This is a genomic window from Stenotrophomonas sp. SMYL11, assembly GCF_036320005.1.
In the GTDB taxonomy this organism is placed as follows: domain Bacteria; phylum Pseudomonadota; class Gammaproteobacteria; order Xanthomonadales; family Xanthomonadaceae; genus Stenotrophomonas; species Stenotrophomonas maltophilia_A.
In genome coordinates this window covers 127,257-149,629 of record NZ_JAWIRS010000006.1, presented here as the reverse complement: position 1 = coordinate 149,629, position 22,373 = coordinate 127,257, and the positions used below count along the sequence as shown (strand labels likewise).

Genomic DNA, 22,373 nt, shown 5'->3' with positions numbered 1-22,373 from the left:
GGAATCCCGGATGCACGCAGGGCGGTCAGCCGCCCTGCTTTGCGGCGTAATCCTGCGCCTGGCGCATCACCCGCAGCAGGTTGCCGCCCCAGATGCCGGCAATCTGCTTCTCGGTATAACCCTTGCGCAGCAGCCACGCGGTGATCTTCGGCAGCTGGCTGACGTCAGGCAGGTCACTCAGGCCACCGCCGCCATCCCAGTCCAGGCCGATGCCCACGTGTTCGGGGCCGACCACCTTGAGGATGTGCTCGAAGTGGGCGAAGAAATCGTCCAGGCTGGCATGGCGCACCGGATGCTCGTGGTCCAGCGCCTGTTCGGCTTTCAACAGGGCAACGCCCTGCTCGATGCCCATGCCTTCCCAGCCGCCCAGCTGCTTGCTCAGCGCTTCTTCGGCCTGCTTGCGCTCGGGCGTCTTCGCGGTGTCGATCAGGTAGCCGCCATAGGCGTTCACCTGGATCACGCCGCCCGCCTTGGCCAGCTTGCGCAGGCGCGCATCGTCCAGATTGCGCGGGTGGTCGTAGACCGCCTTGGCCGAGCTGTGCGACAGCACGAACGGCACTGGCATCATCGCCAGCAGGTCATCGAACACCGCATCCGAGGCATGCGACTGGTCGATCATGATGCCCAGCTTCACCGCCTGCCGCACCAGCTCCTTGCCGGCCGGGCTCAGGCCTTTCCATTCTGTGCCCTTGGGGTCGGTGGCCGAATCGGCGAACTCGTTGTTGGCAAAATGCACGGTGCTGAGCAGGCGCAGGCCGGCGCGGTGGTAGAACGACAGCAAACTGGGATCGGCCACCAGCGGGCTGGCGTTTTCCATGCTGATGTAGACCACGCGCTTGCCGGCGGCCTTGATCCGCGCTGCGTCATCAGCGGTCAATGCCAGCGCGAAGCGCTCGGGGTTGGCGGCCAGCATTTCGCGGATTTCCAGCAGCCGTTGCAGGCCATGGTCACGCTCGGCCAGATGGGCGGTGGCGGTGCGGTCGCCCTGGTCGGTGTAGATCGCCCAGAAGCCGCCGTCCAGCGCCCCCTCGACCATGCGCGGGTAGTCCACCTGCGAAAGCGCGTTGCGGTCGTGACGCTGCTCGATGTCGAAGCCAGTGCGGCCGAAATTGGCCGGCGTATCCAGATGGCTGTCCAGAGTGACCAAGCGCTGCTGCAGGGCCTTGGCGCGCGCCAGCTCCTGCGCGCTGAACTCGATGGCGTGGGCGGACAGCGGCGCGCACAGCGCCAGGGCAAGCACGACGGACAGGTGGCTCAACGATGGCATGGGCTCTCACCGGCAATGGGAAGAGCCCGACCATAGCGCTGCGGACCGTTGATTTGTAGAGTCGAGCTGCGCCCCCTCATCAATGGGGCGCCACTTTCACGAACGCATCGCAATGCGCGGGAAGTTGACCGCCGGGCAGTGGACATGATTCATGCCCGGCGAACGCAGAAGCGGACCGTCAGTCCACCACGCGGCAGAACACGGCCTTCAGGTAACGCGATTCCTGCACGTGGGCCATGAACGGATGGTCCGGACCGGCGCCGGCCACCTTCAGGATCTGGATCGTGCGGCCGGAGAAATAGGCCGCGCGGCGCAGCATGTCGAGGAACTGGTCCTCGGCCACCAGGCCGGTGCAGGAGAACGTGGCGAACAGGCCGCCCGGCTTCACCACGCCCAGCGCCAGCTTGTTCATGTCCAGGTACTTCTTCAGCGCAGTGATCACCTGGTCGCGGTCGCGGGTCATCTTCGCCGGGTCCAGGATCACCACGTCGTACTGCTCGCCGCGGTTGGCGGCATCGCGCAGCCACGGGAAGATGTCGGACTGGACGAACTTCGGGCGCACGTTGTTCAGGCGCGAATTGCCCTTGGCGATCTGGATGACGTCTTCATCGATGTCGATACCGACCACTTCCGAGGCGCCGCGCGCCGCCGCATACACCGCAAAACCGCCGGTGTTGCAGCACAGGTCCAGCACGCTCTTGCCTTCCACCTGCTGACTCAGCCACTCGCGGTTCTCGCGCTGGTCGGCGAAGAAGCCAGTCTTGTGCGCACCGGCCGGGTCGGCGCGGAACTTGATGCCGTACTCGGTGATCACCGACGCTTCGGTGGTGGTGTTGCCGTGGAAATCGAAGCTTTCCTGCTTCTGCACGTGTTCGTCGGCGAAGCTGTGGAAGCGGCAGCCCGGGAACTGTTCGCGCAGGGCGTCGTAGATCCACTCGCGGTGGCGGAACATGCCGGCGGCGAAGAACTCGACCACCACCAGATCGCCGTAGCGGTCGACCACCAGGCCGGACAGGCCGTCGCCTTCGCTGTGCACCACGCGCCAGGCGTCGGACACCGCATCGAGCTTCAGCACCTCACGGCGCAGCGACACCGCCTGGGCGATCTTGCGCGAGAACCAGCCGGCATCGACCGGCACGTTCTGGTCGGTTTCAAGGATGCGCACGGCAATGCGCGAGTGCCCGTTGTAGAACCCGCGGCCAATGAACTCGCCATCGATGCCGACCACGTCGACGATGGAACCGGGCTTGGGCCGGACGGTCGGCTTCTCGACCAGTTTCTGGAAGATCCACGGGTGGCTGGAACGCCACGCATTCTTGAGGCGGACAATCGGAAGGGGGGTATTCATCCACCTATTGTAAACCGGGCACCGGGGTCAGATCCCCGCAGGGGCTCTGACCCCGGCCGGTATGCCAATCAAGGTTGGCATCTACCAGAGCGGCAGCGCGGGAGGGCGCGCGGAGCCACGTTGGGGATCCGGTCCCGCCCCCCGGCATTTGACGGCGGCCCGGCCAGACGGCAAAATCGGCGCCAGAAGGGGAGTAGCTCCCAGACGTTGTCGCCGTCATTTCGAGCCCGCAGGCTCCGGTGCAACGGCAGTTCCAGCCGACTGGAACTGCGAGCGAGACCTTCGCCGTACTGGCGAAGCTCTGTCCCTGGATCCCCCTCCCGATCCTCCGTTGCAGATCCTCGCCGTCCGGCCTGGCATTCATCTTTCCAACGGACATTTCCAATGCAGACGATCGGTAACGTGTGGTTGTGGGGCGGCTTCGCAGCGGTGGTGGTCATCGCCCTGCTGGTCGACCTCGTGTTGATGCGCCACGGTGGACCGCACAAGGTCACCTTCAAGGAGGCCCTGTGGTGGTCCATCGGCTGGGTCGCGCTGGCCCTGCTGTTCAATGCGGGCCTCTGGTACTACCTGAATGAGACCGCGGGCCAGGTGGTGGCCAACAAGGTCGGCCTCGAATTCCTGACCGGCTACCTGGTCGAGAAGGCGCTGGCGGTCGACAACATCTTTGTCTTCCTGATGATCATGAGCTACTTCGCGGTGCCGGAGGAGCAGCGCCAGAAGGTGCTGATCATCGGCATCCTGGGCGCGATCGTGCTGCGTACGGTCATGATCTTCGCCGGCAGCGTGCTGATCACCCAGTTCCATTGGCTGCTCTACGTGTTCGGCGCCTTCCTGCTGTTCACTGGCTGGAAGATGTGGTTCGCCGCCGGCCAGGAGCCGGATCTGGAAGCCAACCCGGCCCTGCGCTGGATGCGCAAGCACCTGCGCCTGCTGCCGGATTACGCGGGCAATGCGCTGAGCGTGAAGCGCGACGGCGTGCGCTGGTTCACCCCGCTGTTCGCGGTGCTGATCCTGATCGCGGTCACCGACGTGATCTTCGCCGTGGACAGCATCCCGGCGATCTTCGCGATCACCACCGACCCGTTCATCGTGCTCACCTCCAACGTGTTCGCGGTGCTGGGCCTGCGTGCGATGTTCTTCCTGCTGGCCGGCATGGCCGACCGCTTCCACCTGCTGCCGTACGGCCTGGCGCTGGTGCTGGGCTTCATCGGCATCAAGATGATGATCATCGACCTGTTCAAGATCCCGACCCCGGTGTCGCTGGGCGTGGTGGCGGTGATCATCGCCGCTACCGTGGTGTTGAGCCTGAAGTACCCGCCGAAGGAAGGCGAAGGCCAGGCCTGAGCCTGACCCGTTGGATGGCGTGGCCGGTGGGATTGTCCCGCCGGCCGTTTCCACTCTCCCGCCGCGGTGGCCTTGGTTTCGCGCCAGTCACCGCCATTGCTGAGGTATGAACAACAACGCGCCCCTGCCCGCTGGCGACGTGCCGGCCCCCCGCAATGACCGCTCGCGCATCCTGCGGGCGTTCAATGTCAGCCTGGCCGCCGTGCTGGTGCTGGTGGCCGTGTTCGCCCTGCAGGGCACGTTCGACTGGCGACCGTGGGCGGTCGCGCCGCTGGAAGCGAAGGGCCTGCTTGGCCTGATCGGCGGCCCGATGCTGCATGCCTCGGTCGAGCACATCGCCGCCAACAGCATCGCGATCCTGATCCTCGGCACGCTGGCCGGCAGCGTCTACCCGAAAGCCACGGTGCGCGCCCTGCCCTTGCTGTGGCTGGGCTCGGGCATCGGTGCGTGGATGCTGGGCAATCCGGGCAGCGTGCACCTGGGCGCCAGCGGCGTGACCCATGGCCTGATGTTCCTGCTGGCCAGCCTGGGCCTGCTGCGCCGCGATCGCGCGGCAATCGCCACCGGCCTGATCGGCATGCTGTTCTACGGCGGCATGCTGATGACCATCCTGCCGCACGCCGATGGTGTGTCCTGGCAGTCGCACATGGGCGGCGCCTTCGCCGGCATCATCGCTGCGCTGCTGTTCCGCAACGCCGACCCGCTGCCGCCGCGCCCGCGCTACAGCTGGGAAGACGAAGAGGACGCGGTCGAGCCGCTGGCCGACGACGAGCTGGAGCCACCGTCACCGCAGCGCGTGCCGGTGCTGTGGCAGCCGCGCGAGGGCCAGGACTACGTGGTGATCCCGTTCCGCCGGCCGGACGAGCCGCGCGGTTAGGTGACTGTAGTGCCGGCCGCTGGCCGGCAACCTCATGACCCGGTAGTGGCCGACCTTGGTCGGCGCTCCTGCTGCATGCCAACCAAGGTTGGCAACTACCAGAGCATTCCGTCACATCCGGTAGCGCCGGGCCATGCCCGGCGGCATTGGCCGGTCAGTTCGCCGCATTCCCCGCCGCGCCCATGCCATCCACCGCCTGCCGGCCCAGTGCCGGGTCATCGGTGAAGAAGGCATCGATGCCGGTGGCCAGATAGGCGCGCATCTCGGCAACCGACCCCTCTGCATTGCGCGCGTTGTCGGCGCCCTTGCGCAGGTTGCTGGCCTGGAAATGGTTCTCCGGGCGGAAGGTATACGGAATCACCATCAGGCCCACTGCATGTGCGTCCTGTACCAGCGTGGTCGGTGTCCCCAGTGCACCCTTGGCGTCCAGCGGAATGATCGAGCGCAGCTCGGGGCCGATGCTGTCGGCGTAGCTGGCAATGTCCTTCAGTCCGGCCGTCGTCATCATCTGCGCGTAGGTCAGCTTGCCACCGGCCTTGGCGATGTCGGCCGGCTGGGTATCGCCTTTCCACAGCAGCTGCAGCAGGCGGATGTTGCTGCCCCGCCCGATCTTGCCCCGCAGGTAGCGCAGGTTGGCGGTCTCGAACGACTGGATGGTGACCGGGCCCACGTTGGTATAGGCGTTGCCGCGCAGCGCGGTCAGGAGCTTGTCTTCCATCGGCAGGCCGATCGACTGGAAGTAGGTCGGATGCTTGATCTCCGGCACCACGCCGATGCCGCGGTTGGCGCGGCCAGCCTGCTGCACCAGGAACGCAAGGATCTCGTCGAGGCTGGCGATGCGGAACTGGCCATCGTAGGCGGTGCTGCGCAGTTCCGGCAGGCGTTCACGTGCGTACAGCGTCTTCAGCTCGGCCAGGGTGAAGTCTTCGGTGAACCAGCCATCGACCTTCTGCCCGTCGATGACCTTGCTGGTGCGGCGGCTGGCGAATTCGGGATGCGAGGCGACATCGGTGGTGCCACTGATCTCGTTCTCGTGGCGGGCCACCATCACCCCGTCCTTGGTCATGACCAGGTCCGGTTCGATGTAGTCGGCGCCATCGGCGATGGCCTGCGCATACGAGGCCAGGGTGTGCTCGGGCAGCAGCGCGCTTGCCCCGCGGTGGCCATAGACCGACACCTTGTGCGCGGCCGGGGTGGAGGATTCAGCACTCATGGCCACCGATGGTGCCACGGCCAGCGACAACAGCAACGCACAACCCCACGACTTCACTGCGACTTCCCCAAGCGGTATGTGATGGGCGTCAGTATGCGGCGGCAATGTGACAGGTGGGGGACCCCATGGATCCGGTAGTCGCCGACCTTGGTCGGCGTTCTGCCAGCCGGCGTTCATGACCCCGGACGCCCTGTGCCAACCAAGGTTGGCACCTACCAGAGCGGAGGTTGGAATCTGCCAGAGCATGAGCCGCGCGATTGATCGATGACGGGGTCAGAGATCCCTTCGGGGATCTGACCCCGACCTTACTTACCGATGCAGAAACTGGAGAAGATCCTTCCCAGCAGATCATCGGCACTCATCTGCCCGGTGATCTCGCCCAGCGCATCGTGCGCCAGCCGCAGTTCCTCGGCAGCCAGTTCCAGGTGCTCATGCGCCAGCTCGCCATCGGCGCGCTGCGCATGTTCCTGCGCACGCTCGATCGCATCCACATGCCGCGTGCGCGCGGAGAACTCGCCATCCACCTGCTCCCCTGCCCCGGCCGATGCGATCGAACGCAGGCGCGCGTGCAGATCTTCGAGCCCGGCACCGGTGGCGGCCGAAACGAACACCCGATCCGGATCGTCCAGCGCCGGCAACGCATCCAGCAGGTCCGACTTGTTGTGGATGTAGACCTTGTGCGGCACCGCCGCCACGGCATCGCCCAGTGCGGCTTCACCCGCAGCCGGATCGCGCGCATCCAGCACGATCAGCGCCAGGTCGGTGCGCTCGATTTCCACATGGGCGCGGCGCATGCCTTCGCGTTCGATGGCGTCGCCGCCGTCGCGCAGGCCGGCAGTATCGACCAGGGTCAGCTCCAACCCGTCCAGACGGATGGTCTCGCGCAGGGTGTCGCGGGTGGTGCCGGCGATGTCGGTGACGATGGCACGCTCGCTGCCGGCCAGTGCGTTCAGCAGTGAACTCTTGCCGGCATTGGGCGGGCCGATCAGCACCGCATGCAGGCCATCGCGCAGGCGGCGGCCGCGCTCGGCATCACGACGCAGCAGCGCCAGATCGCCACGCGCCTGTTCCAGCCCACGCCGCACCTGCGCGCCACCGAGGGTATCCAGCGGTTCGTCGGCGAAGTCGATCGCCGCTTCCACGTGGATACGCAGCAGCACCAGCTGTTCAACCACCGCCTCGATACGGCGCGAGAACACGCCATCCAGCGAACGCCGTGCCGCGCGCGCGGCGCGGTTGTCGCCCGCGGCGATCAGATCGGCGATGGCCTCGGCCTGGGCCAGGTCGAGCTTGCCGTTGAGGAACGCGCGTTCGCTGAACTCGCCTGGCCGTGCCTGGCGGGCGCCCAGCGCGATGCAGCGCGCGACCAGCTGCTGCAGCAGCACCGGGCTGCCGTGGCCCTGCAGTTCCACCACTTCCTCGCCGGTGAAGCTGTTCGGTGCCGGGAACCACAGCACGATGCCGTCGTCGATCACCTCGCCATCGGCATCGCGCAGGCGCGCGTAGTGCGCGTGGCGCGGACGCAGTGCAGGTGCACCCAGCGCATTGGCAATCGCTGCAGCGCGCGGGCCGGACAGGCGCAGCAGGCCGACACCGCCGGCGCCGGGTGCACTGGCGATGGCCACGATGGTGTCGGTATGGATCGCGTCGTTCATCGCTCAGAGCTTCCCCAGCTGCGCGCGCGCCTGGGCCGCACCGCTGCCCTGCGGCTGCAGCGCCAGGTAGGTGGTATAGGCCTGCTTCGCCTTGGCCTTGTCGCCGGCGTTGAAGTAGGCATCGCCCAGGTTGAGATAGGCCACCGCACGCGACGGGTCGATCTTCAACGTGTTCTCCAGCCAGCGTGCCGCTTCGGCATAGCGCTGCTGGCGGTAGTAGACGAAGCCGAGGTTGTTGGCGGCCTGGGCGAAGTCCGGGCGCAGCTTCAGCGCCTCGGTGAACTGGGCTACCGCTTCGTCGTACTGCTTCTCGCGGTACAGCTGCAGGCCGCGGTCGTTGGCCTGCTGCGCGCGCTGGCGGTCCGAGGCCGGGCCGGCGGTGGGCACCACCAGCTTGGCCTTGCCACCCTGCAGGTCGGCCACGGTCACCGGTGCTTGGCTGCCCTTGGCCTCACTGGCGGCATCCACCTTGTTGTTCAGCGCGATCGCATCGGGGGTCAGCTGGCGCGTATCGGCGTTGAGGAATTCCTGGCTGTCCGGCACCTGGAACACGAACTCGCCGCCCTGCGAACCGGGCAGGCTGCCGAAGGCCGGCGTCTGGTGCGATACCGCGGACACCGCCGGCGCCACGTAGGCGGCCAGTTCGGTGCCGGTGATCAGGCCATCGCCGTTGAGGTCGCCCTTGCCGGCCAACGCCTGCAGCAGCACCCAGGTGAACACCGAATGGCCGTTCGGGCCGGCATCTGCCACCTGCTGGTCGGCACCGCCGGCAGTCAGCATCTGCCGCGCGCTGCGGCGTGCGTTCTCGCGCAGGAACGACGACGACGACGGACCACCGCGGGTCAGGCCCAGGCCGCTGTAGCAGGCATCCATCACGAACATCACGTGCTTGGCCTGCATGCTTTCGGCGATGTTCTGGATGTCGGTCATCGCAATCGCGTCGGTGGCGAATTCCTTCGGGTCCGAATCAACCGGGATGATGTAGCCGAGATCGCGCCCGGAGGCGAGCTGGCGGGTCGCGCCATGGCCGGCGAAGAACACGAACACGCGGTCGTTCTTGCCGGTGCGGTCATCGGCCAGGCGGTCGTGGAAGGCGGCCAGGATGTTGTTGCGGGTCGCCTGCTCGTTCTTCAGCACGATCACCTGCGAGGACGGGAAGCCAAACTGCCCGGTCAGGGTATCGGCCACCGCCTGCGCGTCGTGGCTGGCGTATTCCAGCTTCGGCCACTTGGCGTAGTTGTCGATGCCGACCACGATCGCCCACGACTTCTCGTAGCCGGTGGTGACGGTGGCAGCACCGGTATCGCTCTTGCGCGCACGGGCGACGGTGAAGTCGCGGCCGTTCCAGCCGGCGAACTGGTAGCCATCGGCGATCAGCCGGTCGAGGATCTGCGGCAGCGCCTTCACCGCACGATCGTGGATGTCGTGGAACAGGATGATGCCGCGCTGTTCCTTGTTCACCTGGTCGAGCACGCGCTGCACGATCGATTCCGGCACCGGGTCGGCCCAGTCCATCGAGTCAATGTTCCACATGATCGACTTCAGCCCGGCCTCGTTGAGCAGCTGCAGGCCTTCGGCGTTGCGCGCGCCGTACGGGAAGCGGAACAGGGGCGCGCGCTTGCTGTCCACGTCCTTCAGCAGCGTGTCGGTGTCCAGCACCTGCTGGCGCAGCGCGTCGCCAGTGGTGCGCGACAGCTGGGCGTGGGTCAGGCTGTGGTTGCCGACCGCATAGCCCTCCTCCATCAGGTTGCGGCTGATCTTCGCCATCGGGCCGAGGCTGACCTTGCCATCGGCCTCGACCTTGCCCAGGTTTCGCCCCACTTCGAAGAACACGCCCGGCACGTCGTAGCGCTTGAGGATCGCCACCACTTCATCGGTGTAGGCCTTGTGCGGGCCATCGTCGAAGGTCAGCACCACGGTCTTGGCTGGCAGGTCGCGGCCGAAGATCTCGCGGTCGCTGTCCTTCATCGACATCGGGTACGGCTCGATCACCCCGTAGTCGCGCAGGATCGCTTCGCGGCTGTAGTCCTTGTGCAGGTGGGCGATGTAATCGTCCCACTTCTCGCGCTTCAGCTCGATCGCACGGGTGCGTTCGAAGCGGCTGAAGATGCGGGTCAGTTCCTGGTTGTAGTTGCGCTCGATCTCGTCGAGCGCCTCCAGGTCCTCGCCGATGCGCTGGTGCAGCTTCACCGCCGGCAGCGAGGAATCGGCGCCGACCCGCTCATGCAGATCACGCAGCACTTCGCGGAAGGCCAGGCGATCGGCATCGAACAGTTCCGGTGCGGATTCGATGTAATCCAGCACCGTGCCGAGGGTGGCGAAGCGCTGCGGACTGGAGCCGCGCAGCAGCGTGTCGAACTGCGCGGCGATGGCCGTGCGCTGTTCCAGGCCATCGTGGAACAGCTGCTGGCCCACACGCGTGGAGGCGCTGCGGTCGGCGGTCGACTGCTGCTCTTCGTCGGCCAGCAGCACGATGATCCGACGGTAGCCGTCCAGCTGCTTCTGCAGCGCAACCAGCAGCGGCGCGGCGGCGGGATCGGCGGCGGCCGCGGCCTGCGCGCTAGGCTGGGTCACGCCGGTTACCGGTGCCTTCGCGTCCTTGTCGCCACAGCCGGCAACGACCAGGGTCACCAACAGCGAGGGCAGGAACAGGCGGAACGACGACGCACGCGGCATGGCGGACTCGATGGATGGAGGAACGGTGTGCCGGCGATTCTAACGCCGCATGCGAAAAGCCCGCCTTGCGGCGGGCTTCTGCGGGTCGGTCAGGCCAGGAGCAGTCGACTAACAGTCGACTCTACCAAGCAGGTGACCTGCCGGTCGGATTACTTTTTCTTGACCGGGGCCGGGGCGGTGGTGGCCGGGACCGGCTCGCCGCCGTGGCGCTTGGTCATCCACCACTGCTGCAGCAGGCCCAGGCCGCCGTTGACCACCCAGTACAGGACCAGGCCGGACGGCATGAAGGCCATCATGACGCCGAACACCAGCGGCATGAACTGCATCATCTTCTGCTGCATCGGGTCCATGCCCGGTGCCGGGGTCAGCTTCTGAGTGAACCACATCACCGCCACGTTGATCACCGGCAGGATGAAGTACGGATCGCGTGCGGTCAGGTCCTGGATCCAGCCGAACCAGGGCGCCTGGCGCAGTTCGACTGATTCCACCAGCACCCAGTACAGGGCGAAGAAGATCGGCATCTGGATGAGGATCGGCAGGCAGCCGCCCATCGGATTGATCTTTTCCTTCTTGTACAGCTCCATCATCGCGGTCTGGAACTTCTGGCGGTCATCGCCATAGCGTTCCTTCAGCTGCGCGATGCGCGGCTGGAAACGACGCATCTTGGCGCCGCTCTTGTACTGGGTCGCCGACAGCGGGTACAGCACCAGCTTCAGCAGCACCACCAGGCCGACGATCGCCCAGCCCCAGTTGCCGACCAGCTTGTGCACTTGGTTCAGCACCCAGAACAGGCCCTGGCCGATCACCGCCATCATCGAGAAGCGGCTGTAGTCGACCACCCGGTCCAAGCCCGGCACGTCTTCCTTGGCGATCAGGTTGACCAGCTTCGGGCCGACCCACAGGCGGGCCTCGGTGCTGGTCGACTGGCCCGGGGCCACGGTGAAGGCCGGACCACGCGCTTCGATCAGGTCACGACCGGCCACCTGCGACAGCACGTAGTGCGCGGTCTGGTCCTTCTGCGGGATCCAGGCGGTGAAGAAGTGGTGCTGCAGCATCGCCAGCCAGCCACCGGTGATGTTCTGGTTCAGCGTGCCATCTTCCAGGTAGTCCTTGAACGCACGACGCTGGTACTTCTTGTCGTTGTCGTACCAGGTGGCACCGTTGAAGCTGAAGGAATCCGGGTTGGTCATGCTCCGCGACAGGATGGTCGGGGTGCGGTCCAGCGTGCGGTAGACGTAGCCGTTCCACGGGGCGGCGCCAGCGTTGCTGACTTCGTCCTTGAAGCGCACGGCGTACTCGTTGCGCGAGACGGTCAGGGTGCGCTTGATGGTCACGCCGTTGTCGGCCGTCCATACGAACGGGATCTGCAGTTCGTTCTGGCCCTTGGCCAGCACGAAGTCCTTGGTGTCACCGACCAGCTTGAAGCCGTCAGCGCCGGGAACCGGGGTGTTCTTGTCTTCGCTGGCCCAGCCACTGATCGCGCTGTACGGGTGCGCGGGGTCTTCAGTCAGCAGGCGGACCGGCGGGCTGCCTTCATCCTTGGTCTGCGGGAACTGCAGCAGCTCGGCATCGAGCACGCGGCCGCCGTCGAGCACCAGGCGCAGCACGTCGGTGGTGACGGTCACGCGCTGGCTGGCCGGGGTGGCGCTGGCCTGGGCCTGCACGGCGGCCTCGCCGGGGGCACCCGGCACCTGGGCGCTGGGGATGGCGCCCGGGGTTGCGCCCGGAACGCTCTGTGCGGCGGCCGGGGCCGACGTGGTCGTCGGTGCCGGGGTCGGAGCAGCCTTTTCACGGCTCCACTCCATCCACAGCAGCACGGCCACCATCAGCCAGGCAAAAATGAGGAATACGCGGGTCTGGTTCATCAGCGGACAGGCTCGGCGGGGCCGGGACGCGATGCCGGCTCGGTCAAAGAAGGAGTTGCGATGCCATCAGGCGGCGGCATTGTGCCGTCCACGCCCGGCGTGGGCAATGCACGCAGGCGACGCAGCAGGCGCAGGAAGGCCTGGCGGATCTCGTCGTTGCTGGCGGAACGCGCAGCACTACGAGCCACGACGACAAAGTCGCCTGGCTGGATGTCGGTACGTGTCTGACGCAGGATGTCGCGCAGGACGCGCTTGATCCGGTTACGCCCGACGGCGTTCGGATCAACCTTGCGGGAAACCGCCAGACCCAGCCTGGCCTGCCGGTCAGCCGGCAGCCAGTGCAGGGTCATCAGCGGATCGGACACACGGCGGGCGCCGTTGAAGACCGTTGAGTATTCGGCACGCGTGCGAACCCGCGCAGAGCGAGGGAATCGCTTGCGCGGGTCTGCAGTATTCACTGTCGAAGGGATTGCGTCTGCCGCGATGTGCGGCATGGCAATCAGGCGCTCAGGACTTTGCGGCCCTTGGCGCGGCGACGCGACAGGATCTTGCGGCCGTCAGCGGTCTTCATACGGGCACGGAAGCCGTGGTCGCGCTTACGCTTGAGGTTGCTGGGCTGGTAGGTGCGCTTCGTGGCCATTGGGGCCTCTCGTATGAATGGGACGGAAAGAACCGGAAATTCTAGAGAGGTACCCCGCCTCAAGTCAACCCCTGGCAGCTACGCGAATTCACTGGGCTGTGCAATAGCTGTGGATGTTTTTGTGAATAAGTAGGGGACAAGCATTCCGAAGGCGGGCGCTCGGTGGTAGTCTGAGCCATCCACTTCCCCCCTTTCCGGCCTGTGTTTGGGCGCCTTGTCGCGTCCATGCCCCGGCCACCGGACGATTATTGCTGATGGATGCTTGGTCCCGTAGTCTCGAGCGCCTCGAAGCGGAGTTCCCGCCGGAAGACGTTCATACCTGGTTGAAGCCGCTGCAGGCCGATCTGCGCGTGGACAGCCTGGTGCTGTATGCACCGAATGCCTTCATCGTCGACCAGGTCCGCGAGCTGTACCTGGCCCGGATCCGCGAACTGCTGGCCCATTTCGCCGGTTTCAGCGACGTTTTTCTTGAAATCGGCTCGCGCCCGCGTCCCGTGGAGGCGCAGAACGCGCCGGTTTCCACGCCGTCGGCGCATGTGTCCAGCGAACCGCAGGTGCCGTTTGCCGGCAACCTGGACAATCACTACACGTTCGCCAACTTCGTCGAAGGCCGCAGCAACCAGCTGGGCCTGGCCGCCGCCTTCCAGGCAGCGCAGAAGCCGGGCGACCGTGCGCACAACCCGCTGCTGCTGTACGGAGGCACGGGCCTGGGCAAGACCCACCTGATGTTCGCCGCCGGCAATGCCATGCGCCAGGCCAATCCGGGTGCGAAGGTGCTGTACCTGCGTTCGGAACAGTTCTTCAGCGCGATGATCCGGGCTCTGCAGGAAAAGACCATGGATCAGTTCAAGCGCCAGTTCCAGCAGGTGGACGCGCTGCTGATCGATGACATCCAGTTCTTCGCCGGCAAGGACCGCACGCAGGAAGAGTTCTTCCACACCTTCAACGCGTTGTTCGATGGCAAGCAGCAGATCATCCTGACCTGCGACCGCTATCCGCGCGAGGTCGAAGGCCTGGAAGCACGCCTGAAGTCGCGGCTTGCCTGGGGCCTGTCGGTCGCGATCGAACCGCCGGACTTCGAGACCCGCGCTGCGATCGTGCTGGCCAAGGCACGCGAACGCGGTGCCGAGATTCCCGATGATGTTGCGTTCCTGATCGCCAAGAAGATGCGCTCCAACGTGCGCGACCTCGAGGGTGCGCTCAATACCCTGACCGCCCGCGCCAATTTCACCGGCCGCGCGATCACCACCGAATTCGCCCAGGAAACCCTGCGCGATCTGCTGCGCGCCCAGCAGCAGGCGATCAGCATTCCCAACATCCAGAAAACGGTTGCCGACTACTACGGCCTGCAGATCAAGGATCTGCTGTCCAAGCGCCGGACCCGCTCGCTGGCCCGCCCCCGCCAGGTCGCCATGGCCCTGACCAAGGAACTGACCGAGCACAGCCTGCCCGAGATCGGCGACGCCTTTGCCGGTCGCGACCACACCACGGTGCTGCATGCCTGCCGCCAGATCCGGACCCTGATGGAAACCGACGGCAAGCTCCGCGAGGACTGGGACAAGCTGATCCGGAAGCTGAGCGAATGATGCACGGATGCCGATGAGGCGTCATCGCACAAAACGGTGCAGAATCCGGTAGCAAGCGCGGGACACGTTGTGGATAAAAATGGCATCTGAAATCGCGTCGAATTTATCCACAGCTTTCCCCACCCCCTGGGGGTCGGTAATACAGAGGGTTTCGAGGTCTGAAATTCTTTTATTTACAAAGACTTAGCGTTGTTTTCCAGCGATTCTGTCTCTACCAGCACCACCAAGCTTTTGATTTATTCCACATTTTTTAAAGCATAGGGGCACGGAACCACATGCGTTTCACACTGCAGCGCGAAGCCTTTCTCAAGCCGTTGGCACAGGTCGTCAACGTGGTCGAACGCCGCCAGACCCTTCCGGTTCTGGCCAATTTCCTGGTCCAGGTGCAGAACGGCCAGCTGTCGCTGACCGGTACCGACCTGGAAGTGGAGATGGTGTCGCGGATCGCGGTTGAAGATGCCCAGGACGGCGAAACCACCATCCCCGCCCGCAAGCTGTTCGAGATCATCCGCGCCCTGCCCGACGGCAGCCGGATCACCGTCTCGCAGACCGGTGACAAGATCACCGTGCAGGCCGGTCGCAGCCGCTTCACCCTGGCCACCCTGCCCTCCAACGACTTCCCGTCGGTTGACGAAGTGGAAGCCACCGAGCGCGTGGCCATCGGCGAAGCGACCCTGAAGGAACTGATCGAACGCACCGCGTTCGCGATGGCCCAGCAGGACGTGCGCTACTACCTCAACGGCCTGCTGTTCGATCTGCGCGGCGATGCGCTGCGTACCGTCGCCACCGACGGCCACCGCCTGGCGCTGTGTGAAACCGACCTGGCCAAGCCCAGTGGTTCCAAGCGCCAGATCATCGTGCCGCGCAAGGGCGTGACCGAACTGCAGCGCCTGCTGGAGAGCGGCGATCGCGAGATCGAGCTGGAAGTCGGCCGCAGCCACGTCCGCGTCAAGCGCGACGATGTCACCTTCACCTCGAAGCTGATCGACGGCCGTTTCCCGGATTACGAAGCGGTGATTCCGATCGGTGCCGACCGCGAAGTGAAGGTTGATCGCGAAGCATTGCGTGCCTCGCTGCAGCGTGCCGCGATCCTGTCCAACGAGAAGTACCGCGGCATCCGCGTAGAAGTCTCGCCTGGCAACCTGAAGATCAGCGCGCACAACCCGGAACAGGAAGAAGCCCAGGAAGAGATCGAAGCCGACACCACGGTCAGCGATCTGGCCATCGGCTTCAACGTGAACTACCTGCTGGATGCCCTGTCTGCCCTGCGCGACGAGGAAGTCATCATCCAGCTGCGCGACTCCAACTCCTCGGCGCTGGTGCGTGAATCCAGCAGCGAGAAGTCGCGCCATGTGGTGATGCCGCTGCGTCTCTGACAGCTGCGTTGTTCCACGTGGAACCGAACGACGCCCGGGATTCCCGGGCGTTTTTTTTGCAGGTTCCACGTGGAGCATCGCGATGGCCGGATCTCCAGGTATGGGTGAATGCCCTCCTTGAGATCGCAGGTTGCTGATTGATTCTGGCTGCCCTTCCGATGCAATCGGTGCTGAGCGGTTGGAATCCAGGTTGCGAGCTTGAACGCTGTCCAGCCGCTTTCGATCGAGTATGCAGTTCTGGTCTTCAGTCTGATTGCAGGTTTCCCGAAATCGCCGGAGGGGAGAAGCAGATCGTGGGTCGCAGGGCTGCGGTTGCTTCATCTGCAGACGTCACTGTCCACAGGCCCGGTTGGGGCCGGATCGGGGCCAGCCTAGCTTCTAAATCTGGGTATAAATCTAAAGCATGGTGGTGATGGTAGGCCCAGATTTCGTGGAAAAATGCATTATCTAATTGATTTTGAAGAGATTTATGCACCTGAAACCCCCTGTATAGAGGCCCCTCAGGCTGGGGGGGAACCTGTGGATAGATTCGCAGGTCGGGCAAAAGGGCCTTTTTATCCACAGTTTGCCCATACCTTGTGTATAAGTCATACAGACCTGCTGTGGACAGCGTGAAACGGCGGGCTCGAATTCTTTGAAATCTGTGAAACCCTCCAGGGCATCGCATCGTAGATTTCAAGGAATCTGCGCGGTGTTCGCGCAAACCACGGTCGGGGCACCTGGCGATGCTCGCGGAATGAGGCTGAAATCGTTGAAATCTGAGGGCCGGTACCCTGCGCCGCCGCTCAGAATTCAAGCATTCCCGGACGTATCGAGACCCAGGCGAGCCCAGGTGAGGGAGCGCCACCACGTGGAACACGCTTAGGGTGGCCACGCGGAGGCTTCAGTACAGTGGTGATGTCTGGCGCGGCACGGCTGGCTTGACCGATGCAGTAAGCTGATGGATTCCCTGCCCCTCTACCGCCTTGTGCGGATGGTCTTTCGCGCCCCATGCAGATCCGCCGCCTCGCCTTGCATCAACTGCGTCGCTTCAGTGCGGTGGACCTGTCGCCCCAGCCGGGATTGAACCTGCTGACCGGCGACAACGGCGCCGGCAAGACCAGCGTGCTCGAAGCCCTGCACTTGATGGCCTATGGCCGCAGCTTCCGTGGCCGGGTGCGCGACGGTCTGGTACGCCAAGGCCAGGAAGCGCTGGAAATCTTCGTGGAATGGGACGAACAGCGTGCCCATCACCCGCCCCACCGCCGAAAAGCCGGCTTGCGCCACAGTGGTCAGGACTGGAAGGGTCGCCTGGACGGTGAAGATGTCGCACAGCTGGGTAATCTCTGCGCGGCGCTGGCCGTGGTGACGTTCGAGCCCGGGAGCCATGCACTGGTCAGTGGTGGTGGTGAACCCCGCCGCCGCTTCCTCGATTGGGGCTTGTTCCACGTGGAACCGGATTTTCTGTCCCTGTGGCGTCGCTATTCCCGGGCGCTGAAGCAGCGCAATGCCCTGCTCAAGCAGGGTGGGCCGTCGCGGATGCTCGATACCTGGGATCACGAGCTGGCCGAGGCAGGAGAACCACTGACCAGCCGCCGCCAGCACTACCTGGAGCGTCTGCAGCAGCGCACGGTAGCCTTGGCCGCCAGCCTGGCTCCGCAACTCGGTATCCAGGGATTGGAGCTGAGCCCCGGTTGGCGGCGGCATGAGCTTCCCTTGGCCGATGCCCTGCTTCTGGCCCGGGAACGTGACCGGCAGACCGGGTATACCTCGGTGGGCCCGCACCGCGCGGACTGGAGTGTGGGTTTCCACAGCATCCCGGGCCGCGATGCCTTGTCCCGGGGCCAGGCCAAGCTGACGGCGTTGGCGTGCCTGTTGGCACAGGCGGAGGACTATGCGGAACAGCGAGGCGAATGGCCGGTGATCGCATTGGACGATCTGGCCTCGGAGCTGGATCGCACCCATCAGGCGCGAGTACTGGAGCGTCTGCTCAATGGGCCGGCACAGATCTTCATCACCGCCACCGAAACCCCGGCGGCGCTGCAGGAACTGACCCACATCGCCCGGTTCCACGTGGAACATGCACAGATCGTGGCTGTGCCATAGTGGGCACACCAGGGCCGCTCGACCCCGGCTGGTATAATTCGGGTTGGAATCCTTTCATTCTCGGCACATCGCCCCAAGCGGTGGCCGACCTGCGGAGCCTACGGCAAGCGCAATGAGCGACGAACAGAACACCCCGGCAAACAACGGCAATTACGACGCCAACAGCATTACCGCCCTGGAAGGCCTGGAGGCTGTCCGCAAGCGTCCAGGCATGTACATCGGCGACGTGCATGACGGTACCGGTCTGCACCACATGGTGTTCGAGGTCGTCGACAACTCGATCGACGAAGCGTTGGCCGGCCACGCCGACCACGTTGCAGTGACGATCCACGCCGACGGCTCGGTCTCGGTGTCCGACAACGGCCGCGGTATCCCAACCGGCAAGCACGAGCAGATGAGCGCCAAGCTCGGTCGCGAAGTGTCTGCGGCCGAAGTCGTCATGACCGTCCTGCACGCAGGCGGCAAGTTCGACGACAACAGCTACAAGGTTTCCGGCGGCCTGCACGGCGTCGGCGTCAGCGTGGTCAACGCGCTGTCGCAGAAACTGCTGGTGGACGTGTTCCAGAATGGCTCCCACTACCAGCAGGAATTCAGCAACGGCGCAGCCGTGACTGCGCTGGCCAAGCTGGAAGCCACCACCAAGCGCGGTACCACCGTGCGCTTCTGGCCGTCGACCGTCGCCTTCCACGACAACGTGGAATTCCACTACGACATCCTGGCCCGCCGCCTGCGCGAGCTGTCGTTCCTGAACTCCGGCGTCAAGATCGTCCTTGCCGACGAGCGTGGCGATGGCCGTCGCGATGACTTCCACTACGAAGGCGGCATCCGCAGCTTCGTGGAGCATCTGGCCCAGCTGAAGACCCCGCTGCACCCGAACGTCATTTCAGTCACCGGCGAGCACAACGGCATCGTCGTGGACGTGGCGCTGCAGTGGACCGACTCCTACCAGGAGACGATGTACTGCTTCACCAACAACATTCCGCAGAAGGACGGCGGTACCCACCTGGCCGGTTTCCGCGGTGCGCTGACCCGTGTGCTCAACAACTACATCGAGCAGAACGGCATCGCCAAGCAGGCCAAGATCAACCTGACCGGCGATGACATGCGCGAAGGCATGATCGCAGTGCTGTCGGTGAAGGTGCCGGACCCGAGCTTCTCCAGCCAGACCAAGGAAAAGCTGGTCAGCTCCGACGTGCGCCCGGCGGTGGAAAACGCCTTCGGTGCGCGCCTGGAAGAGTTCCTGCAGGAAAACCCGAACGAAGCCAAGGCGATCGCTGGCAAGATCGTCGATGCCGCACGTGCACGTGAAGCCGCGCGCAAGGCCCGCGACCTGACCCGCCGCAAGGGCGCGCTGGACATCGCGGGCCTGCCGGGCAAGCTGGCCGACTGCCAGGAAAAGGATCCGGCGCTGTCCGAACTGTTCATCGTCGAGGGTGACTCGGCAGGTGGTTCGGCCAAGCAGGGCCGCAACCGCAAGAACCAGGCGGTGCTGCCGCTGCGCGGCAAGATCCTCAACGTGGAACGCGCGCGTTTCGACCGCATGCTGTCCTCCGACCAGGTGGGTACGCTGATCACCGCGCTGGGCACCGGCATCGGCCGTGACGAGTACAACCCGGACAAGCTGCGTTACCACAAGATCATCATCATGACCGACGCCGACGTCGACGGCGCCCACATCCGCACCCTGCTGCTGACGTTCTTCTACCGTCAGATGCCGGAGCTGATCGAGCGCGGTTACGTCTACATCGGCCTGCCGCCCCTGTACAAGATCAAGCAGGGCAAGCAGGAGCTGTACCTGAAGGACGACCCGGCGCTGGACAGCTACCTGGCCAGCAGCGCAGTGGAAAACGCTGCACTGGTGCCGGCCACCGGCGAGCCCGGCATCGAAGGCCTGGCGCTGGAGAAGCTGCTGCTGGCCTACGCGGCCGCGCTGGATTCGATCGAGCGCAACGCACACCGCTACGACCGCAACCTGCTTGAAGCGCTGGTCGACTTCGTCCCGATGGACCTGGAAAGCCTGCGCGCTGCCGGCGAAGGCGAGGGCCTGGATGCACTGGCCAAGCGTCTCAACCAGGGCAGCCTGGGCAGCCCGCGTTTCACGCTGGAACTGCAGGAAGCCAACGATGAGCGCCCGGCCGCTGTGCTGGTGACCCGTCGCCACATGGGCGAACAGCACATCCAGGTGCTGCCGATGTCGGCCTTCGAAAGCGGCGAACTGCGCGCGATCCACCAGGCATCGAAGCTGCTGCACGGCCTGGTCCGCGAAGGCGCGACCATTTCCCGCGGTGCCAAGTCGATCGAAGTCGACAGCTTTGCCAAGGCACAGAACTGGCTGCTCGAGGAGGCCAAGCGCGGCCGCCAGATCCAGCGATTCAAGGGTCTGGGTGAAATGAATCCGGAGCAGTTGTGGGACACCACGGTGAATCCGGAAACCCGTCGACTGCTGCAGGTGCGCATCGAAGATGCTGTCGCTGCCGACCAGATTTTCAGCACGCTGATGGGTGATGTCGTCGAACCGCGTCGCGACTTCATCGAAGACAACGCGCTGAAGGTCGCAAACCTGGATATCTGACACAATCGGGACACGGCCGGTGCGCGGGGAGGCGCGCCGGCCTTCGACTCTTGAACGCAGGTACCTGATGTCCGCATCCGCCCCGGTTTCCGCTCCGCCCCCGGTTCCGCCGGCTTCTGCCGCGCCGCGTGTCGTTTCGCCGTTGGCGGGGTTTTTCATCGACCTGGGTATCGCCGCTGTCACCCTGTTCGGCCTGAGCCTGATCAGCGGCCTGCTATGGGGCCTGTACCGTGGCGTGGTGGTCGGTTACGCGAACGCGCAGGCCGGCGCTGGCGCCCCCGACGCCAGTTCGGTAGCGGCGTCACTGGGCCAGCCGGGCGCGCTTGCGCAGATTCTCATGGCGCTGTTTGCCACCGGCGGCGCCGCACTGCTGCTGTACTTCTGGCGCCGGCCGGCCAATGCCGCCGAGCGCCACGCGTCGCGCCAGGCGCTGCGCCGTCCCTCCACCTGGGGCTGGACCCTGCTGGTGGCGACCCTGATCGTGCTCGGCAGCAATGGCATCGCCTTCCTGGCCAAGCAGTTCGGCATCGAGCCGGTTCCCACCAATCTGGCACTGATGCAGAGCGCGATCGCGCGCTTCCCGCTGTTCCTGGTGCTGTTCGCGGTGGTACTGGCACCGGCCTACGAGGAGCTGCTGTTCCGCCGCGTGCTGTTTGGCCGCCTGTGGAAGGCCGGACGCCCGTGGCTGGGCGTGATACTGAGCAGCCTTGCTTTCGCCCTGATCCATGAAATCCCTGGCACCAGTGCCAACGGCCCGGCCGAGATCGCGCAGCTGTGGCTGGTCTATGGCGGCATGGGTGCCGCGTTCTGCTGGTTGTACCAGCGCACCGGCACGCTCTGGGCCGCGATCACCGCGCACGCGCTGAACAACGGCGTGGCGCTTGCCGCGCTTGTGTTCTTCGGGGCAACGTAACGCCGTGTCCGCTTGACGAAAGATTAAGCCGCTACGCTACACACTGCGCATATGAACACGGGGGTGGATCCATGAAACAACTGCTGCTGGCCCTTGTCATCACCACCCTGGTCAGCGCCTGCGCGACCACGACCTCCCCTACCGGCCGTCGGCAGATGGTGGGCGGGGTGTCGCAGGCGCAGCTGGACCAGCTCGGTGCACAGGCGTTCGCCGAAACCAAGCAGAAGGAAAAGATCAGCACCGACGGCCGCCAGAACGGTTACGTGCAGTGCGTGGTCAACGCCCTGGTCGCGCAGCTGCCGCCTCAATACCGTGGCGTACGGTGGGAGACGGCCGTGTTCGTCGACAAGGAGCCCAACGCCTTCGCCCTGCCCGGCGGCAAGGTCGGCGTGAATACCGGCATCTTCACCGTCGCCAAGAACCAGGACCAGCTGGCTGCCGTAATCGGCCATGAAATCGGCCACGTCATCGCCCGCCACCACGAAGAGCGCATCACCCGTCAGATGGGCGCGCAGACCGGCCTGGCCGTGCTCGGCGCGCTCGCCGGTGCCGCTTATGGCGAGGGGGCGGCCAGCACCGTGAACCAGCTTGGCGGGATGGGCGCACAGACCGCCTTCCTGCTGCCCGGCTCGCGCACCCAGGAGAGCGAGGCCGACGTGATTGGTCAGCGACTGATGGCCCAGGCCGGTTTCAACCCGGCACAGGCGGTCGATCTGTGGCAGAACATGATGGCAGCAAGTGGCGGTCGCAGCCCACAATGGCTGTCCACGCACCCCGACCCAGCCAACCGGATCCAGGAACTGCGACGCGATGCACCGGGACTGACGCCGGTCTATCAGCAGGCGCAGGCGGCCGGACTGCGGCCAAAGTGCGGATGAGTGCGCAGTTCTATGCTGTATTGCAGCACATAAAACGATTTCTCACGCCATCTGTTTCTGATACGTTTGGCGGCT

Annotated in this window: 16 protein-coding genes; 8 read left to right on the top strand and 8 right to left on the bottom strand. The window is 65.2% G+C overall.

All coding sequences use genetic code 11. The features are described from left to right. Nucleotides 1-25 precede the first annotated feature (25 nt). The gene (locus V3B46_RS11445; protein ID WP_329891928.1) at nt 26-1,267 is read right to left on the bottom strand and encodes a dipeptidase; all 1,242 of its coding nucleotides are present in this window, start codon (nt 1,265-1,267) and stop codon (nt 26-28) included. A 178-nt stretch (nt 1,268-1,445) separates the two neighbouring features. Then, nucleotides 1,446-2,615, bottom strand: coding sequence for a class I SAM-dependent rRNA methyltransferase (locus tag V3B46_RS11440; protein WP_010487449.1), 1,170 nt, complete (start codon nt 2,613-2,615; stop codon nt 1,446-1,448). A 384-nt stretch (nt 2,616-2,999) separates the two neighbouring features. Between V3B46_RS11440 and V3B46_RS11435 the strand changes: the two genes are divergently transcribed. Next, nucleotides 3,000-3,962, top strand: coding sequence for a TerC family protein (locus V3B46_RS11435; protein WP_329891927.1), 963 nt, complete (start codon nt 3,000-3,002; stop codon nt 3,960-3,962). A gap of 106 nt (nt 3,963-4,068) precedes the next feature. After that, a complete protein-coding gene (locus tag V3B46_RS11430; protein ID WP_154353577.1) occupies nt 4,069-4,839 on the top strand; it encodes a rhomboid family intramembrane serine protease in 771 nt (256 codons plus the stop codon). A gap of 154 nt (nt 4,840-4,993) precedes the next feature. Here V3B46_RS11430 and V3B46_RS11425 read toward each other — a convergent pair whose 3' ends face one another. The 6 genes from V3B46_RS11425 to rpmH form a co-directional block, all read right to left on the bottom strand. Continuing rightward, nucleotides 4,994-6,109, bottom strand: coding sequence for a glycerophosphodiester phosphodiesterase (locus V3B46_RS11425; RefSeq protein ID WP_329891926.1), 1,116 nt, complete (start codon nt 6,107-6,109; stop codon nt 4,994-4,996). A 248-nt stretch (nt 6,110-6,357) separates the two neighbouring features. Then, the gene (gene mnmE, locus V3B46_RS11420) at nt 6,358-7,707 is read right to left on the bottom strand and encodes a tRNA uridine-5-carboxymethylaminomethyl(34) synthesis GTPase MnmE (RefSeq protein ID WP_329891925.1); all 1,350 of its coding nucleotides are present in this window, start codon (nt 7,705-7,707) and stop codon (nt 6,358-6,360) included. A 3-nt stretch (nt 7,708-7,710) separates the two neighbouring features. Then, complete coding sequence (locus V3B46_RS11415) at nt 7,711-10,383, bottom strand: polysaccharide deacetylase family protein (protein ID WP_329891924.1); 2,673 nt, start codon at nt 10,381-10,383, stop codon at nt 7,711-7,713. A gap of 149 nt (nt 10,384-10,532) precedes the next feature. Then, the gene (gene yidC / locus V3B46_RS11410; protein WP_154264883.1) at nt 10,533-12,248 is read right to left on the bottom strand and encodes a membrane protein insertase YidC; all 1,716 of its coding nucleotides are present in this window, start codon (nt 12,246-12,248) and stop codon (nt 10,533-10,535) included. After that, nucleotides 12,248-12,742 (bottom strand): ribonuclease P protein component, encoded by a 495-nt coding sequence (rnpA, locus tag V3B46_RS11405; protein ID WP_081352321.1) that lies wholly within the window; start codon nt 12,740-12,742, stop codon nt 12,248-12,250. The genes yidC and rnpA overlap by 1 nt, the downstream gene beginning before the upstream one ends. Nucleotides 12,743-12,747: 5 nt before the next feature. Continuing rightward, nucleotides 12,748-12,888, bottom strand: a complete 141-nt coding sequence (rpmH, locus tag V3B46_RS11400) for a 50S ribosomal protein L34 (RefSeq protein ID WP_005411729.1) — start codon at nt 12,886-12,888, stop codon at nt 12,748-12,750. Nucleotides 12,889-13,142: 254 nt separating this feature from the next. Between rpmH and dnaA the strand changes: the two genes are divergently transcribed. The 6 genes from dnaA (at nt 13,143) to V3B46_RS11370 (ending at nt 22,298) form a co-directional block, all read left to right on the top strand. Beyond that, nucleotides 13,143-14,474, top strand: a complete 1,332-nt coding sequence (gene dnaA, locus V3B46_RS11395) for a chromosomal replication initiator protein DnaA (protein WP_005411730.1) — start codon at nt 13,143-13,145, stop codon at nt 14,472-14,474. 275 nt (nt 14,475-14,749) lie between these two features. Beyond that, on the top strand, nt 14,750-15,850 hold the full coding sequence (gene dnaN, locus V3B46_RS11390) for a DNA polymerase III subunit beta (protein WP_005411731.1): 1,101 nt from the start codon (nt 14,750-14,752) through the stop codon (nt 15,848-15,850). Between the two features lie 990 nt (nt 15,851-16,840). Beyond that, complete coding sequence (gene recF, locus V3B46_RS11385) at nt 16,841-17,935, top strand: DNA replication/repair protein RecF (protein ID WP_329891923.1); 1,095 nt, start codon at nt 16,841-16,843, stop codon at nt 17,933-17,935. A 112-nt stretch (nt 17,936-18,047) separates the two neighbouring features. Continuing rightward, a complete protein-coding gene (gyrB, locus tag V3B46_RS11380) occupies nt 18,048-20,507 on the top strand; it encodes a DNA topoisomerase (ATP-hydrolyzing) subunit B (protein ID WP_010487426.1) in 2,460 nt (819 codons plus the stop codon). 67 nt (nt 20,508-20,574) lie between these two features. Next, nucleotides 20,575-21,420: a CPBP family intramembrane glutamic endopeptidase gene (locus V3B46_RS11375; protein ID WP_154261784.1), complete on the top strand. Its 846-nt coding sequence runs from the start codon at nt 20,575-20,577 to the stop codon at nt 21,418-21,420. A 71-nt stretch (nt 21,421-21,491) separates the two neighbouring features. Then, entirely contained in the window at nt 21,492-22,298 is an 807-nt protein-coding gene (locus V3B46_RS11370) for a M48 family metallopeptidase (protein ID WP_032128510.1), read from the top strand. Nucleotides 22,299-22,373 lie beyond the last annotated feature (75 nt).